This window comes from Paraburkholderia phenazinium (genome assembly GCF_900100735.1).
Taxonomy (GTDB): domain Bacteria; phylum Pseudomonadota; class Gammaproteobacteria; order Burkholderiales; family Burkholderiaceae; genus Paraburkholderia; species Paraburkholderia phenazinia.
The window spans coordinates 83,386-96,580 of record NZ_FNCJ01000007.1 but is presented as its reverse complement, the minus strand read 5'-3'; the positions used below and the strand labels follow the sequence as shown (position 1 = coordinate 96,580).

Genomic DNA, 13,195 nt, shown 5'->3' with positions numbered 1-13,195 from the left:
GCCGCTGGCCGTGGCAGCACCGCTGTCGCCGCTGGCCGTGGCAGCACCGTTTTTGATGGTCTCGACCGCCGCCCCGTTGGTCTCAGTCGACCATGCGGGCGATGTGGGATCAATCGGCTTGCAGCGAGACGTCGTGTATTCAACGGCCAGCCTGATAAGGCCCGCAAGGCTCAATTCCGCGCCGATCTTCAGGACCGTGCTGGCAACCTTCGAATCTTCCGCATGCGTAGCCAGTTGGCCGGATTGCTCGACATGAAAGAATCGGCTACCTGCTGGCGGGTAGTACTTCAGAACTTCGAGCGGATAACCAGAGACCGCATGAAAGCCGGATTCGCATGCAACCGCGTCGCCTGAATGCGTGTAGGTTCCGTTCGGTTCGAATTGGAAGCCTCGGCACGTCATGTCTGCGTTGAAGCCTTTCACGGATTGAATCGGTTCCTGCTTCTGTTCATCACTCATGTCGATCCCCTTCGTAGATTTGTAGTCCTAAGCGCCTACATCAAAGCGACGCCCAAGTTATTCAATAAGCCGCCTGGCGGGCGGCATCCCCTTTCGCTGATGGCCTAGTGGCCGGTCGTATGCCCTTTTGTCCGCAGGGCGAGGAATTGGTGCCGCTTACCCGCGTGCGGCGGCTCGTCATTCCCCATATGAGGCGGGACATCTTGAGTCGGGTGCCACTGCGTCAGCGCAGGGTCAAGCAAGCTGCCGGAGACTCGGCGCACTTGCCTAGCGTGCGGACCTACCAGGCGATTCACCCAGTTCTCGAATGTGCCTGGATTGCTGCGTGCTGCTGCAGCGTGGCCCTCTCGGGGTGTAACTTGCAATTCTTCTGGGAGAGCGCTGGTACTATCAGGGAGACCTTCGTGTCGGGTTCGGCGCTACCGGGCTATGGGAGGCCAACGGATCTACGCGGCTACTGGCGACGGATACTCAGTCTGTGTTGGGAGTTCAGCGCTCTTTCAGAAAAACTGCTACACATACGCACCCGGCTACACCTGGCCGAGCCAGCTCCGGGTTGCGTATGTCTGTTATCAATCTCACCGTGGATCACTAGCCGAACCACCACGGTTTGATAGGCGCCGATCTTCTCCGGGGTAGCGCGTTGGCCCCGCCATTACTGGTATGCCTTCTGGTCAGGTTAAAGATCGTTCGCTATCGGCTCTGCCGGGTCACGGGCCTTTTTCTGCGCGGCCATGCGCATTTAAAGCGGTATCCGTACTGAGAAACCGTGGAAGGCTTCTCGCTGCGGACAGTTAAACTGCTTCGATGCTGAAATCGAACTCTTCGACGTAGTAATACGTCTTGTCGTGCCGGTTGTACTCCACCGACGCAATGGCGACATACTCGACACCATCAACGAAAAACCCTTGGCGGTATTCGTCGGCGCCGCAGTTATACGAGCCTTCGCAATCAGCCGACGCTCTGTCGCGCAGAACATCTTCAAGCTCGTACTCCGCCTTGGCGAGGGACTCGAAAACATTGTTCTTCGGGTCGCGTTCGAAAAGCTCGAGCGCCAACTTCGCTGCGTCGTGTGCTTCGCCGGTCTGCTTAACTGTGGCGATCAGTTCCTCTCGCTGGTCTGCGTTCATCTCTTCCTCCAGGGTGGTGTGGGTGACTCGATGACTTCATTCTACTTTGCGTAGCATCGATGTCAAGTTTTTTCGACCGAAAGTAGCATTTGATTTTCTGCAGTCGTAAAAAAGCCCGCTCAAGGCGGGCTGTTTGGGTCCGGTCAGTAAATCAGACCGAGGTCGGAAGATCGGGTATCCAGGAATCTTCGTCGACGATGGCTCGGATGAAGTGCATCTTTTCGATCTCTTCCCTGGCGAAGGAGATCGGCGGGTGAGCCTTGTTGATGGAAATGAGGTAGACGCGCCCCGCAGCGCTGTAGAGGAACTTCTTGACCATCACCCGTCCATCCTTGGACTTCAGGAGAACGTTCTTCCCCGCCTTGACGGGTGTATTGGGTTCGCAGATTACAAACTCACCTGCTTCTATGCGGGGCGACATTGAGTCCCCTTCGCACTTCAAAGCATAGGCGTCCTTGTCTCTTGAGGGGAAGTCGACGTAACCGTTGCCATGCCCTACAGGATATTCCAGGTCCGACCAATGCCCGTTGTCTCCAAGCTGTGCCATGCCTACCACCGGAATAACTCTGAAGCCTTTAATGGGGATCGGACGGTACTCATCGCTCCAGCGCACCGCGACGCCAGGATTGCCCAATCCCTTTGTCAGCCAAACAGAGTTGACCCCGTATGTGTTTTGTATCGCAATCGCCTGCAGCAGTGTAATTTCCTGGCCCTCTCCGGCCAACCACTGGGAAGCGACGTCTATGCCGACCTTTGCGATGCTCGCTAAAGCCTCGGCAGACACGGATTCTGGTCCTAGAGCTGCTTTAAGACGCTGCTGAGGGGAGGACATTCCAGCAAGTAGCGTAGCCTCTTCGCTTTCTGCTGAATTGTCAAATATGAGTCCCAACGGCTCGCTGATCGGAACATCGCCGGCGTCCTTTTTATGCTCATCGGATGCATCTTCTGCACCCTCTTCCTCTCCGTAGACGAGATCCACGGGCTTGACGCCCACGGCGGCGGCCAATAGCTCGAGCCTTTCCGTTCTCGGCATCGCCCGGCCCTCCTTGTAGCGACGCACCATCTCGTACGTGATTTTCTTCTGGTTCTGTTTGAAGTACTCAACTACCCCGTTCACGTCGATAGGTTTATCCGCCATTGCTTTCTGCAGGCGTGCCGCGAACTCCGGGTACCTCACCGGGTATTGATCTGTTGTTTCTACCATAGGTAGAAGGCTATCAGGAGTAGGAGCATCCGTCATTTCTACTTTTTGTTCTTGATGTTTTCTACTTTGTGTAGCATCATGTGGTCATGGCTACCGAACATGATACCGAATCCGCTCCGCCCTCCGTCGCTGAGGCCCTTGATGACCTTGGCGGAGACAGCGCTGTCGCGCGATTGCTGAAACTGAGTCCCTGGGCGATCAGTAAATGGCGCAAGAAGCTGCCTCCGGGCCGGGTGCTCTGGCTGTCCGAGCAAACGCAGTGGAAGTGGACTCCGCATCAACTGGCACCTCGGCTTTATCCCCATCCATCTGATGGGTTGCCGGAGCACCTGAGGGATCTGGACGCAAGCGACGATGTTCAGCCACCTGTCGGCGGGACCAGTAGTACTACTAAGCAGGCGCGAGCCGCAACGCGAGCTGTTTAACAACAATACATAACTAGCGGGTTGGGGGCAGTAGTTCATATCAGGGCAGAAGGCTGGCGAAGTTGTCAGCCTTTACTTTGGCCCTTTTTAGCCTCTCAACACCACACAACAAGGTTGCTGACCATGAGTACCCAAGCCGGAATCCCTGTTGAAGTAACGGCCCGCGAGATTGAGCGGGAGAAGTCACTAGGCGGCGCGATCGGTCTTTGCGCCAAGGCAGCAGGCTTTGAACTGGATAAGACGCTGCAGCAGGAACTGGAAGTCGACAAGGCCCAGTTCAGCCGCTGGCAGTCGGGGCAGGAAGGAATCGTGTGGGCCAAGTTCGTGAAGCTGATGGACGTGTGCGGTAACGATGCGCCGCTCCTGTGGATGCTGCATCAACGTGGCTATGACCTTTACAGCCTGCGCCGGCAAGAGACGGAACTTGAGCGCGAGTTGAGGATTACCCGCGAGGAACTCGCGCAAGAAAGAGCCGAACGCGCGGTCGAGCGCCGTCTGTTCACTGAGATCAGGAGTGCGGCATGACCCCCACCAACGGCGCAGTCACTACCGCCATGCAGCGCGACCACTGGTATCGCAGCCTTCGCTACGTGCCCCGCGACCGTTCCATCGTCGACCGGGTTCTTGAGTCGCCGGCGACGTTTTTCGTTTCGCTTGCCCTGCTCTGTGCACTGGCTATTGCTGGTGTCGTGGAGTGTTTGATTGGAGGTGTGCTGTGAACGTAAAACCTGGCGATCTGGCAATCATCGTAGGCCCATGTGCAACACCCGGTCTTACCGGTCGCGTGGTCGAGATCCTGCGTCGCGCAGTTCCCGGAGAGGCTTATCCGTCTATTGCTGGAGATGTGGTGTATCTGCGGATAGAGGCTCCCTGCTGGTTCGTCAGAAGTTCGACGCCTTTGCCGATGAAAACCAGCCTAGGCCGATTCCTTCTCTTTCGCGAGAGAAGCATTCAAGACGCAATTCTTCGCCCGATTTCCGGCGTTCCTGTCGACGACGAGATTATCGAAGACCTCCGGGAGCCAGCATGAAGCCTCTGCTGATTCTCACCTCCCTAGTCCTCGGCGGATTCCTCGCGCTCTGGGCAGTTTGTGCGCTGGTTATGCGGGTTCAGGGGGCTTTGTGAGCGACCAATACGACAAGCAAGGAGCCTCAATTGGCTAAAAACTCTATCGACGCTTACGGCGCATCCGGCAAGACCAACCTCCTCTACTTCGATCCCGAAGTGCTGATGCTGGTTACCGACGAGGCTTCACCGCTCTACGATCCGCGCGTGCATCTGCCGGTCGATGAAGACCTCGCACGGAACATCGACTATCAAGGAGTGCTTGAGCCGGTCCTGATCCAGAAGAATCCCGAGACGGGCGACGTTGAGGTGATCGTCGGCCGCCAACGAGTGAAGGCCACACGGCTCGCCAACGAATGGCGCAAGGGTCGCGGCGTCGCACCGATTCACGTTCCGGCCTACGTCCATAAGGGCGAGCGACGCAACGCGCTTGACGTGATCGTGAGCGAGAACGAGGTCCGTCAGGCTGACACGCCGCTGGGCCGCGCCGAGAAAATGCGCCGGCTGATGGCGATCGGCCGCGACGAGCGGGATATTGCTGTGGTATTCGGCTGCAAACCCGCCACGGTACGCAATACCCTCGCGCTGCTCGAATGTTGCGCCGACGTCCAGAAGGCTGTCGAGTCGGGAAGGATCGGCGTCACACACGCGAAGCAACTCGCCTCTCTGGAACCCGCCGAACAGCGAGCCAAGGTTGCAGAACTGGTTGCCGCTGGCAATGGCGTAGGGCCGCATGAGCGCGCCCGGAAGCAGCGAGAGGTGCTGGGCGATGACAGGCCTCGCATGAAGACCCGCAAGCAGATTCTGGCCGAACTGGAAGTCGATCCGACTGGCGAGCGAGCCAAGGCATTGCGCTGGGTGCTGGGGATCGACGAGCCAGTCGCGCTGCCGGGGCTCGCTGAGGCCAAGGAGGCGATGTGGGACTTTGAGGTGCAGGCGGCGGTATAGCCGCTCGTTTCGGTAACGCACATGTAACGCTCACAGCGTTACGCACTCCGAACTACGACGTTACGTAAGTGAGAAATGTATGGCTGGTGAGTGGATCAAGATGCGCACCAATCTCTGGAATGATCCTCGAGTCTCGCATCTGTGCGACCTGACCGGATGCGAAGAGGCTGCCGTCATTGGCGGTCTGTACTGGCTTTGGGCGACTGCCGATGATCACTCGGCAGATGGGATTCTGCCCGGTCTCACTGCGGCGGCAATCACTCGAAAGACTGGTGTTTCAAGTCTTGGAAGTGCGCTCGTGGAAATCGGCTGGATTGAGGAAATTGAAGGCGGCGTGCGCATCTTCAAATTCGACGATCACAACGGAGCATCCGCCAAGAGCCGCGCGCAGACTGCCAAGCGCGTCGGAAAACACAGAGGAAGTGCCGCTGTAACGCAGGAACCGTTACAAAAACAGGATGAGGCCGTTACGAGTGCGTTAGCTAAAGAAGAGAAGAGAAGAGAAGAACAAACCATAGGCAATACACACGCTTCTGCAGATTCCTCGCGTGCATGCGCGAGCCCCGCACAACTGAGCGCAGCAATGCGCGGGCATAGCATTGAATCTCAGTCGGGCGATCCGCGAATTATCGCTGCCGCCGAGGCTGGCGTAACGGTCGAGACCGTTGAGGCTGCATGCGGAGAGGCGAAGTCGAAAAAGCCGGGGCAGCGGATCAGTGCGGGCTATGTGGTCTCGATCGCTGAGGCGTGGACGCGCGAAGCCAACTCTCCCCGGACCGCGCAAGCCCGTGCTTCGCCTCGCACCTACCACGACGAACGCGCAGAGACCATCGCAGCATTGACTGGCAGGAATAGCGACCATGAACGACCTGAGCACAATGACCGAATCATCGATGTATGAGCGCCCGGCTGCGCCGGACTGGCCTCTTAACGCCCTTCCTAAGCGCTGGATCGAAACATTGTTTTCGAAGATGAGCGCGTTCTACGGCGCACGCTTCGCGGACATGTGGCGAGGCTCGAAAGTCGACGAGGTGCAGAAGGCGTGGGCGGTTGAGCTTTTCAAGCTTTCGCGTGAGCAGCTGAAGGCCGGCAGCGACTCCCTGACCGCGATCCCAAAGCCGCCGACGCTCCCGGAGTTCGTCAATCTCTGCAAGCAGGCTCGTGCGGAGCAGGCGGCACACACCGCGCGGCAGATCGAGCATATCGAGCCGGCAGACCCGAAGGTCATCGCCGAAAACATGGGCCGCATCCAGCGGCTGACCCGAACGGCAAGATTTTCTTCGGCTCATCCGGGCTGGGCGTACGACTTTCTCATGCGCGGGAAGGCGCTCAACGGTCAGTCAATGGCTGTCGAAACGCCGATCCACTGCCGCGATGCGATCCTGTCTGCGGTCGGTCGCGCCTATCCGTCAACGCAGACCGCGGAGCGTGCGGCGAAGTGCGCCGCCATTCTCGCGCAATGCGTGCTTGAAGCGGAGGCCGCGTAATGGCTCGCTCACAGAAACACAACACAAAGATGGTCGATATGGCCGGGCAGAGATTCGGTCGATTGTTGGTCCTATCTCGTGCGGCGACGCCATCTCATGTCAGCAATCAAGGCCGCGCCTACTGGCTTTGCGCATGCGATTGCGGCGAAGAATCTGTGGTCTCTGGAAAGAGCCTTCGCACCGATAAGACTCGCTCATGCGGATGCCTGATTGCCGATGCGGCGAAGGTGCATGCACGCGTTCATGGCCACGCGCGCCCCGGTTCGCATACGCGCACTTATCACACATGGCAAGCCATGCGTCGCCGCTGCCTTCAGGAAAAAGATAGTCACTTCGCCGAATATGGGGGCCGTGGAATCACTATTTGCGAGCGCTGGAACTCGTTTGAACGATTTCTGGAGGATATGGGTGAGCGGCCAGCTGGCTTGTCTCTGGATCGATACCCTGATGTGAATGGGAATTACGAACCCGGAAATTGCCGGTGGGCAACAATCAAAGAGCAAAACGAAAACAAGCGCAACTCCTTGGCCTACGAATTCAAAGGCAGGAGGTTGAGTTTGAAAGACTGGGCCAAAGAAACCGGAATTGGCTACGCGACGCTTAGAGATCGTATTCGGAATCGCGGCTGGACCATTGATCGCGCGCTGTCCACGTCGCCGGAAGTGAGAGAAAAACCCAAGAGTACACCGATGATCATTGAGATCGATGGCGTTGAGAAATGCGCTTCCGAATGGGCGAGAAGTTGGGGTCTGCCTCCCTATGTCGTCTGGAAGCGAGCAAAAAATGGGTGGCCGAAAGAACTTTTATCCGCGCCACTTGGTTCCGTGCGAATCGCAAATGTGATTGAACAGTCGGAGCATGAAAATGCCAGCCTCTAAAAAGACTCGCCGCAAGTACGACCCGACACGTTTCGTCTCCCGCATTGTCTCGAGTGCCGAGAAGCGCCGCGACGCTAACCCGTTGACCGACGACCAGCAGCGCGATCTGGGCCTTGTCTACCACATCGCATTCGAGCAGATGCTGCGCGACGGCGACGAGGAATCCTGGTACGTCCTCGCCAGCTCGATGAACGTCGCTCTGGTTTTGGCTGAGCGTGGCTACGGCGAAGAGTTTATTCCCGAAGTCAAGGCTGCGATGGAATCGCTCATGGCCGTGAAATATCGCGCCGATCGCACTGGTAAGTGGACGTTCGATGAGTCCGGGATTGCGGCCATGCGTCATGCGATCACCCTGCACGACCAGCAATGCGCACTCGCCACGCGAGCCGAGATCAAGGAAGCCCTTCGGGCGATCGTGAAGCGGGCGAACGAAGGGCACATGTATTCGGCCGAGGAATGCCAACTGGAGGCAGCATGAGAAACGCTTGGACACCTGAAGAGGAAGAAATCCTGAGCAAGGCGTGGCTTGGTACGGAAAACTTTAAGCGCCAGCTTATCCAGATTCCGCGCCACAGCTATCACGCTGCGGTCTCGCATGCTCGAGATGTGATGGGCCTCGGCCCGCGCGCTCATTCTGATCGCGGTGCTGCGGGATTTGCGTGGAATCTGGTCAAGGCCGAAATCGAGAGACTGCCCAGCACCGTGTCCGACATCACCCGACGTACCGGGCTTTCCCAATCGGTCATTGACCGGCATCTCCGCGCTTCAAACCCCGGCCCGGATGGCAAGACCCATGTCATCGGCTGGCGTCAGGGAGGCGGCGGCCGTGCAGCGGCCATCTACGCAATCGGCCCCGGTAAAAACGTGCCTCGCCCTCCCCGCCAGTCTCAATCCGAAAAAGTAAGGCTATATGGCATCCGCCGGCGCCTCAGGAAAACCGGCGCGACGATGGTAAATCCCTTTGCTCCGGCGCTTGGGCTTGTTCAGGTGCCGACTGCCGCGAACGGTCGCGTGGTTCACAACCTGTGGGATGAACCTGAGGAGATTGCAGCGTGACCACAAAAGTACTCGACTGGCTGGCGGGGGAATGATGAACGCCGCTTACGAACTTCGCCTTGGCGATTGCATGGATGTCCTGCGCACGCTTGACGACGCCTCTGTGGATTCTGTCGTCTGCGATCCGCCCTATCACCTCACGCAGGTTTCCCGTGGCGGCCACGCACGCACGAACAATCCAGAAATGCCGCATGGGCGCCATCGCATCGGCGACAAGGGTTTCATGGGCAAGGTTTGGGACGGCGGCGACATTGCGCACCGCGTCGAGTTATGGGCCGAATGCCTGCGCGTACTTAAGCCGGGCGGCCACCTTCTGGCGTTCGCAGCTACGCGGACCTATCACCGCATGACTTGTGCGATCGAGGATGCTGGTTTCGAGATCCGCGACATGGTGCCGTGGCACTACGGCAGCGGTTTCCCGAAATCGAAGAATCTCGACGGGCAATGGGAAGGCTGGGGAACCGCGCTCAAGCCAGCTACGGAACCGATTTGCATGGCCCGCAAGCCGCTTATCGGTACCGTCGCAGCAAACGTTGAGGCATACGGTACCGGCGCAATCAATATTGACGCGTGCCGGATAGCCGGCCAGGCACAGCCATTCGGCAACCCTACTGCAGCCGATGGCTGGCGCATGCACAAGCGCCCCGAAGACTGGCAACCAAGCGATATCGGGCGCTGGCCAGCCAACGTCATTCACGACGGCTCGCCCGAAGTACTCGAGCAATTTCCCGATGCGCCGGGCCAGATGGCGGATGCAAGCCTCAATCCTGCTGCGCGCGCCAGTCAGAACGTCTATGGCTCTCTGCGCGCAGGTCGTGCGAATGAGCCCAGCGTCGATCGCGTCTATTCCGATGCAGGTAGTACGAACTTCGCCATGAAGCCCGGCGCGCGTCGACTCGATACAGGATCTGCGGCCCGCTTCTTTTACTGCGTTCAAATGGAGGATGAGGAATGGCTCGAAGCCCTATCGCCTGCGCTTACTGCGGCAGCCAATTTGTCCCTGCAAAAGCTATCCGACGCTATTGCTCAAAGCGATGCAGCAATATCGGTGCTCCCCGTGGGCAGGCGGTTAAGCGTCTCGAAGGCACCTTCTACGATCGTAACGCCGAAGCAATCAAGGCAGATCGCCGAACGCGTTATCGAGACGATTCAGCATTTCGGCAACGCGTCCTTGCTCGCGCTGCCGCAAGGAAGGCATTCCCTGATCCCGAACCCTGTGAGCGTTGCGGCAAGCCTGGCGCCGACCGGCACCATGACGATTACAGCCAGCCACTCCGAATTAGATGGCTCTGCCGGGAGCATCACATTCAGCATCACGCCGACGAACTCGGTAGTTGTGGAGAAGGATTGCGCGCCGTCGACTGGTAGCCGATTTATGTACTGTGCCAAAGCATCGCGAACCGATCGCAACGAAGGCATCGGCGGTAGCGATGCGCCGGCGGTCGAGACCGATGCAACGATGCGCGATCGCGAAACGGCCGATTGGCAAGAGCGCAATGGCAACCACCATCCAACCGTCAAGCCAACCGACCTTATGGCCTATCTGTGCCGCCTGGTGACACCTCCGGGCGGCATCGTCCTCGACCCCTTCATGGGATCGGGCAGCACAGGCAAAGCGGCAATGCGCGAAGGCTTCAAGTTCATCGGTATCGACATGACGCCGGAATACGTGGCGATCGCGGAAGCACGGATCAAGTTCGAATACGAGCGCGTTGAACAGCGGCGCATCGACGCCTCTCGCCAATCCGACATGTTTGCGGAGATCGCATGACCACACCTATAGTAATCGGTTACACCACGGCTGAGCTTATCGAAGCCATGGGCAATGCCGGGATTCACTGCTCGTTAGACCGCTTCAAGCGCCTCGCAATCGAGTTGCAGCAAAAGGCACTCACGCAGTTTGTGGCGACGGATGGACCGGCCGTTGAGATCCGGGTTTTGGGAGAGGAAAAGTGAGTGACTCGAAGCAGATATTCCGTTTAGTCCACCCCACCGCCCGTCAGATGGCAATGCGTGCGATCACACATGCTCCTGACGGTCGAGGAGGGAACTACTGATGGGCGGAAAGAGAAAACAAGTCGGGCCATTGCGTCGCGCGCAACTTGCTTACCGGGCGCCAATTTCGGTTCGGATCGAAATGAATATTGAGCGCGTCCCTGAATGTGGTTGCTGGATATGGATGGGAGCCGTCAATGCGCAAGGATACGGATTTATGAAAGCGAACGGCAGACAGGGCTTTGCACATCGCTGGTCATTTGAGGCCCACAATGGGGAAATTCCCAAGGGAATGGTTATTTGTCATCGCTGCGATGTGCCTGCATGCGTCAATCCAAATCATCTCTTTCTTGGCACTTATCTCGACAACGCCAAAGACTGCGTAAAGAAGAACAGACAGCCGGCGCTAACGCGGAACGGCAAGGCAAAGCTCACCATTGAATCAGCCGCTCGATTAAGGGCGATGAGGGAAAACGGCGCATCCCTGAAGGAGTTGTCTCTGGAATTTGGGATTACGCAGGTTCATGCTTGCCGTGTTTCTAAGGGTGCAGTTTGGCCCGCGGAGGATTCACATGGATAAGCAGGCGTTTGTTTTGTCCCATGCCGTCGCTCGCTCAAAAGCCATCGAGGCCATTAAGTGCGCGCCAGACGGATTTTGCGTCGAGGTGAAGCCTGCGACACGTTCGATCCTCCAGAACGCTCGTCTATGGGCAATGCTGACCGACATATCGCGCCAAGTTGAATGGCACGGGCTGAAACTCGCACCGGAAGACTGGAAGCATATCTTCTCTGCGGGACTCAAAAAGCAACGCGCGGTTCCAGGGCTGGATGGGGGCTTCGTTGTGCTGGGTCAATCGACAAGCAAGATGACAAAGGCGGAAATGTCGGAGTTGCAGGAGCTGATGAGCGCGTTCGGATCTGAGCGTGATGTGAAGTGGAGTGAGCCTGCCGACCAAGGGTATGAAGAGATGGCGCGAGGTGTGGCATGAGAACGCTCACCGTCAATCTGAATGGCCAAGGTTCGGTATGGGCTTCGAAGTCATGTGGATGGCCACAGGATCACGATTGGCAACTCGCACATTGCATCGACGCGCCAGCATGGATTCCGGCTGGATCGACAGAGTACGGGTTTTCGAGCGAGTGCGACGGCGAAGATACCTGTGTTGTTATGGCGACGAAAGCAATCAGGGAGGTCCGGTGATAAGAACCGCTCTTCCGGTAAAGAAGGCGCTCAAACCCAAGCGCTGCCGCCATTGCGGAAATAGTTTCGCACCAATCTCAAGCATGTCCAAAGCCTGTAGCGTTCCCTGTGCGCTGGCTTTGAATGATGCGGCAAAGAAAAAGTCAGCGGCCAAGGCACTGAAGGTCGAGCGCAAGTCAATGAAAGAGCGCGCCATCAAACTCAAGACGCGCCGTGAGTGGATTGCCGAGGCGCAAGTCGCGGTGAACAAGGTTGCCCGGTTGCGCGATCAACTGGCTGGGTATGGGTGCATCTCGTGCGAGGGCCGGCCAAAAGCGCGATACGGCGGCGGCATGGACGCTGGGCATTATCGGAGCGTAGGAAGCGCCCCGCACATGCGCTACTACCTTACGCAAATATGCGGACAGTGTAAGCAATGTAATAGGGACTACGGAGGTATGTCCGTTGAGTTCCGCCGTGGCCTCATCGAGCGCATCGGCGTCAACCGCGTCGAAGAAATCGAGGCAATGCAAGGGGCAGCCAAGTGGGATATCGATTACCTCAAGCGGCTCAAGAAGGTGATGCAGAAGAAAGCTAGACGGCTTGAGAAGCGGATAGCTGAGAAGGCGGAAGTTAATCAACTTTTGGAGGAAGTGGCATGAAAGAAGGCATCAGTTTCGGCTCTGTGCTTGCGATCGTTATGAGCTATGCGAAGTGGCACAGCATCTGGTGGGCCATCTTGCACGGGATGTTCTCGTGGTTCTACGTGATTTATTTCGCCATCAACTACAACTAATGGCCGCCATGAAAAAGATCAAAGTCGTCTCCGCAAAGAATCTGCCGTCGCGCTGGCCGCTCACCGCTACCGCTGCATGGTGGCTGCTGCTTGACCGCCTGCATGCTCCTGGCTGGGGATGGGGCGTTTTCTACACGCTCGCGGCAATCGTATGGATAATCAGTGTGGTCTGCACGTTCTGCCAAGAATCAGCCGATCCGTTTGAGCGAGTCGGAAAATGACCCTCGACCTCGACCAAATCGAACGCATCAACACCGCCGGAGACCGCTACGGGCACATCACGCCTGGTGTTGTGGTTGAGCTTATTGCAGAGGTAAGGAGGTTGCGCGCCGAACTTAACAGCTTCGTGACTGCTTGCGGGGAGATGAATCAGGAGGTTTGTGAGTTGAGGGAGGATGCGGAGCGCTACCGCTGGGCAATCTCTCTCGAAGACAACGTTGAGCAGCTATACGCCGCGGTCGTCAGTTGTGGACCTGATATGCCGGGAAGCATCAACATCGAAATCGATGCGCATCGAGCCAAGGAGCCGAAATGAACCACGACACCAACCGCGAAGACCTGATAGGACTTGG

Annotated in this window: 20 protein-coding genes; 17 read left to right on the top strand and 3 right to left on the bottom strand. The window is 57.7% G+C overall.

The window, feature by feature from the left end; translation table 11 throughout:
- From BLQ92_RS40675 to BLQ92_RS17390, 3 genes are all read right to left on the bottom strand, one after another.
- Window positions 1-459, bottom strand: a 459-nt coding sequence (locus BLQ92_RS40675) for a DUF7666 domain-containing protein (protein ID WP_425312447.1), incomplete at its 3' end; no start/stop codon positions are given.
- A 794-nt stretch (window positions 460-1,253) separates the two neighbouring features.
- Complete coding sequence (locus BLQ92_RS17395) at window positions 1,254-1,589, bottom strand: hypothetical protein (RefSeq protein WP_090685776.1); 336 nt, start codon at window positions 1,587-1,589, stop codon at window positions 1,254-1,256.
- A 151-nt stretch (window positions 1,590-1,740) separates the two neighbouring features.
- A complete protein-coding gene (locus BLQ92_RS17390; RefSeq protein ID WP_176860766.1) occupies window positions 1,741-2,727 on the bottom strand; it encodes a S24 family peptidase in 987 nt (328 codons plus the stop codon).
- Window positions 2,728-3,341: 614 nt separating this feature from the next.
- Between BLQ92_RS17390 and BLQ92_RS17380 the strand changes: the two genes are divergently transcribed.
- The 17 genes from BLQ92_RS17380 to BLQ92_RS17310 all read left to right on the top strand — a co-directional run bounded on the left by BLQ92_RS17380 (window position 3,342) and on the right by BLQ92_RS17310 (window position 13,158).
- The gene (locus BLQ92_RS17380) at window positions 3,342-3,743 is read left to right on the top strand and encodes a hypothetical protein (RefSeq protein ID WP_090685773.1); all 402 of its coding nucleotides are present in this window, start codon (window positions 3,342-3,344) and stop codon (window positions 3,741-3,743) included.
- Window positions 3,740-3,937: a hypothetical protein gene (locus tag BLQ92_RS17375; RefSeq protein ID WP_090685772.1), complete on the top strand. Its 198-nt coding sequence runs from the start codon at window positions 3,740-3,742 to the stop codon at window positions 3,935-3,937. The genes BLQ92_RS17380 and BLQ92_RS17375 overlap by 4 nt, the downstream gene beginning before the upstream one ends.
- Window positions 3,934-4,248: a hypothetical protein gene (locus BLQ92_RS39425; RefSeq protein WP_143016619.1), complete on the top strand. Its 315-nt coding sequence runs from the start codon at window positions 3,934-3,936 to the stop codon at window positions 4,246-4,248. The genes BLQ92_RS17375 and BLQ92_RS39425 overlap by 4 nt, the downstream gene beginning before the upstream one ends.
- A gap of 125 nt (window positions 4,249-4,373) precedes the next feature.
- A complete protein-coding gene (locus BLQ92_RS17370) occupies window positions 4,374-5,231 on the top strand; it encodes a ParB/RepB/Spo0J family partition protein (RefSeq protein WP_090685771.1) in 858 nt (285 codons plus the stop codon).
- A gap of 100 nt (window positions 5,232-5,331) precedes the next feature.
- A complete protein-coding gene (locus BLQ92_RS17365; RefSeq protein WP_143016618.1) occupies window positions 5,332-6,132 on the top strand; it encodes a hypothetical protein in 801 nt (266 codons plus the stop codon).
- Window positions 6,092-6,718 (top strand): hypothetical protein, encoded by a 627-nt coding sequence (locus tag BLQ92_RS17360; RefSeq protein WP_143016617.1) that lies wholly within the window; start codon window positions 6,092-6,094, stop codon window positions 6,716-6,718. Before BLQ92_RS17365 ends, BLQ92_RS17360 begins: the two co-directional genes overlap by 41 nt.
- Entirely contained in the window at window positions 6,718-7,596 is an 879-nt protein-coding gene (locus tag BLQ92_RS39420; protein ID WP_143016616.1) for a hypothetical protein, read from the top strand. Before BLQ92_RS17360 ends, BLQ92_RS39420 begins: the two co-directional genes overlap by 1 nt.
- Window positions 7,577-8,074: a hypothetical protein gene (locus tag BLQ92_RS17350; RefSeq protein ID WP_090685767.1), complete on the top strand. Its 498-nt coding sequence runs from the start codon at window positions 7,577-7,579 to the stop codon at window positions 8,072-8,074. Before BLQ92_RS39420 ends, BLQ92_RS17350 begins: the two co-directional genes overlap by 20 nt.
- Entirely contained in the window at window positions 8,071-8,652 is a 582-nt protein-coding gene (locus tag BLQ92_RS17345; RefSeq protein WP_090685766.1) for an ArsR family transcriptional regulator, read from the top strand. Before BLQ92_RS17350 ends, BLQ92_RS17345 begins: the two co-directional genes overlap by 4 nt.
- A gap of 31 nt (window positions 8,653-8,683) precedes the next feature.
- The gene (locus BLQ92_RS17340; protein ID WP_176860765.1) at window positions 8,684-10,423 is read left to right on the top strand and encodes a DNA methyltransferase; all 1,740 of its coding nucleotides are present in this window, start codon (window positions 8,684-8,686) and stop codon (window positions 10,421-10,423) included.
- A complete protein-coding gene (locus BLQ92_RS17335; protein ID WP_090685764.1) occupies window positions 10,420-10,608 on the top strand; it encodes a hypothetical protein in 189 nt (62 codons plus the stop codon). Before BLQ92_RS17340 ends, BLQ92_RS17335 begins: the two co-directional genes overlap by 4 nt.
- Before the next feature lie 100 nt (window positions 10,609-10,708).
- Complete coding sequence (locus BLQ92_RS17330; protein ID WP_090685763.1) at window positions 10,709-11,227, top strand: HNH endonuclease signature motif containing protein; 519 nt, start codon at window positions 10,709-10,711, stop codon at window positions 11,225-11,227.
- Window positions 11,220-11,636, top strand: coding sequence for a recombination protein NinB (locus BLQ92_RS17325; RefSeq protein ID WP_090685762.1), 417 nt, complete (start codon window positions 11,220-11,222; stop codon window positions 11,634-11,636). Before BLQ92_RS17330 ends, BLQ92_RS17325 begins: the two co-directional genes overlap by 8 nt.
- Window positions 11,608-12,489: a recombination protein NinG gene (locus BLQ92_RS17320; protein WP_342342405.1), complete on the top strand. Its 882-nt coding sequence runs from the start codon at window positions 11,608-11,610 to the stop codon at window positions 12,487-12,489. Before BLQ92_RS17325 ends, BLQ92_RS17320 begins: the two co-directional genes overlap by 29 nt.
- Window positions 12,486-12,623 (top strand): hypothetical protein, encoded by a 138-nt coding sequence (locus tag BLQ92_RS40030; protein WP_176860764.1) that lies wholly within the window; start codon window positions 12,486-12,488, stop codon window positions 12,621-12,623. The genes BLQ92_RS17320 and BLQ92_RS40030 overlap by 4 nt, the downstream gene beginning before the upstream one ends.
- Before the next feature lie 8 nt (window positions 12,624-12,631).
- The gene (locus BLQ92_RS17315; protein WP_143016614.1) at window positions 12,632-12,844 is read left to right on the top strand and encodes a hypothetical protein; all 213 of its coding nucleotides are present in this window, start codon (window positions 12,632-12,634) and stop codon (window positions 12,842-12,844) included.
- Window positions 12,841-13,158, top strand: coding sequence for a hypothetical protein (locus BLQ92_RS17310; protein WP_090685759.1), 318 nt, complete (start codon window positions 12,841-12,843; stop codon window positions 13,156-13,158). The genes BLQ92_RS17315 and BLQ92_RS17310 overlap by 4 nt, the downstream gene beginning before the upstream one ends.
- Window positions 13,159-13,195: the final 37 nt, after the last annotated feature.

Coding starts and splice junctions, on each gene's coding strand:
- BLQ92_RS17395 (WP_090685776.1), bottom strand. CDS start 1,589: ATGAACGCAGACCAGCGAGAGGAACTGATCGCCACAGTTAAGCAGACC.
- BLQ92_RS17390 (WP_176860766.1), bottom strand. CDS start 2,727: ATGGCGGATAAACCTATCGACGTGAACGGGGTAGTTGAGTACTTCAAA.
- BLQ92_RS17380 (WP_090685773.1), top strand. CDS start 3,342: ATGAGTACCCAAGCCGGAATCCCTGTTGAAGTAACGGCCCGCGAGATT.
- BLQ92_RS17375 (WP_090685772.1), top strand. CDS start 3,740: ATGACCCCCACCAACGGCGCAGTCACTACCGCCATGCAGCGCGACCAC.
- BLQ92_RS17365 (WP_143016618.1), top strand. CDS start 5,332: ATGCGCACCAATCTCTGGAATGATCCTCGAGTCTCGCATCTGTGCGAC.
- BLQ92_RS17360 (WP_143016617.1), top strand. CDS start 6,092: ATGAACGACCTGAGCACAATGACCGAATCATCGATGTATGAGCGCCCG.
- BLQ92_RS39420 (WP_143016616.1), top strand. CDS start 6,718: ATGGCTCGCTCACAGAAACACAACACAAAGATGGTCGATATGGCCGGG.
- BLQ92_RS17350 (WP_090685767.1), top strand. CDS start 7,577: ATGAAAATGCCAGCCTCTAAAAAGACTCGCCGCAAGTACGACCCGACA.
- BLQ92_RS17345 (WP_090685766.1), top strand. CDS start 8,071: ATGAGAAACGCTTGGACACCTGAAGAGGAAGAAATCCTGAGCAAGGCG.
- BLQ92_RS17340 (WP_176860765.1), top strand. CDS start 8,684: ATGATGAACGCCGCTTACGAACTTCGCCTTGGCGATTGCATGGATGTC.
- BLQ92_RS17335 (WP_090685764.1), top strand. CDS start 10,420: ATGACCACACCTATAGTAATCGGTTACACCACGGCTGAGCTTATCGAA.
- BLQ92_RS17330 (WP_090685763.1), top strand. CDS start 10,709: ATGGGCGGAAAGAGAAAACAAGTCGGGCCATTGCGTCGCGCGCAACTT.
- BLQ92_RS17325 (WP_090685762.1), top strand. CDS start 11,220: ATGGATAAGCAGGCGTTTGTTTTGTCCCATGCCGTCGCTCGCTCAAAA.
- BLQ92_RS17320 (WP_342342405.1), top strand. CDS start 11,608: ATGAAGAGATGGCGCGAGGTGTGGCATGAGAACGCTCACCGTCAATCT.
- BLQ92_RS40030 (WP_176860764.1), top strand. CDS start 12,486: ATGAAAGAAGGCATCAGTTTCGGCTCTGTGCTTGCGATCGTTATGAGC.
- BLQ92_RS17315 (WP_143016614.1), top strand. CDS start 12,632: ATGAAAAAGATCAAAGTCGTCTCCGCAAAGAATCTGCCGTCGCGCTGG.
- BLQ92_RS17310 (WP_090685759.1), top strand. CDS start 12,841: ATGACCCTCGACCTCGACCAAATCGAACGCATCAACACCGCCGGAGAC.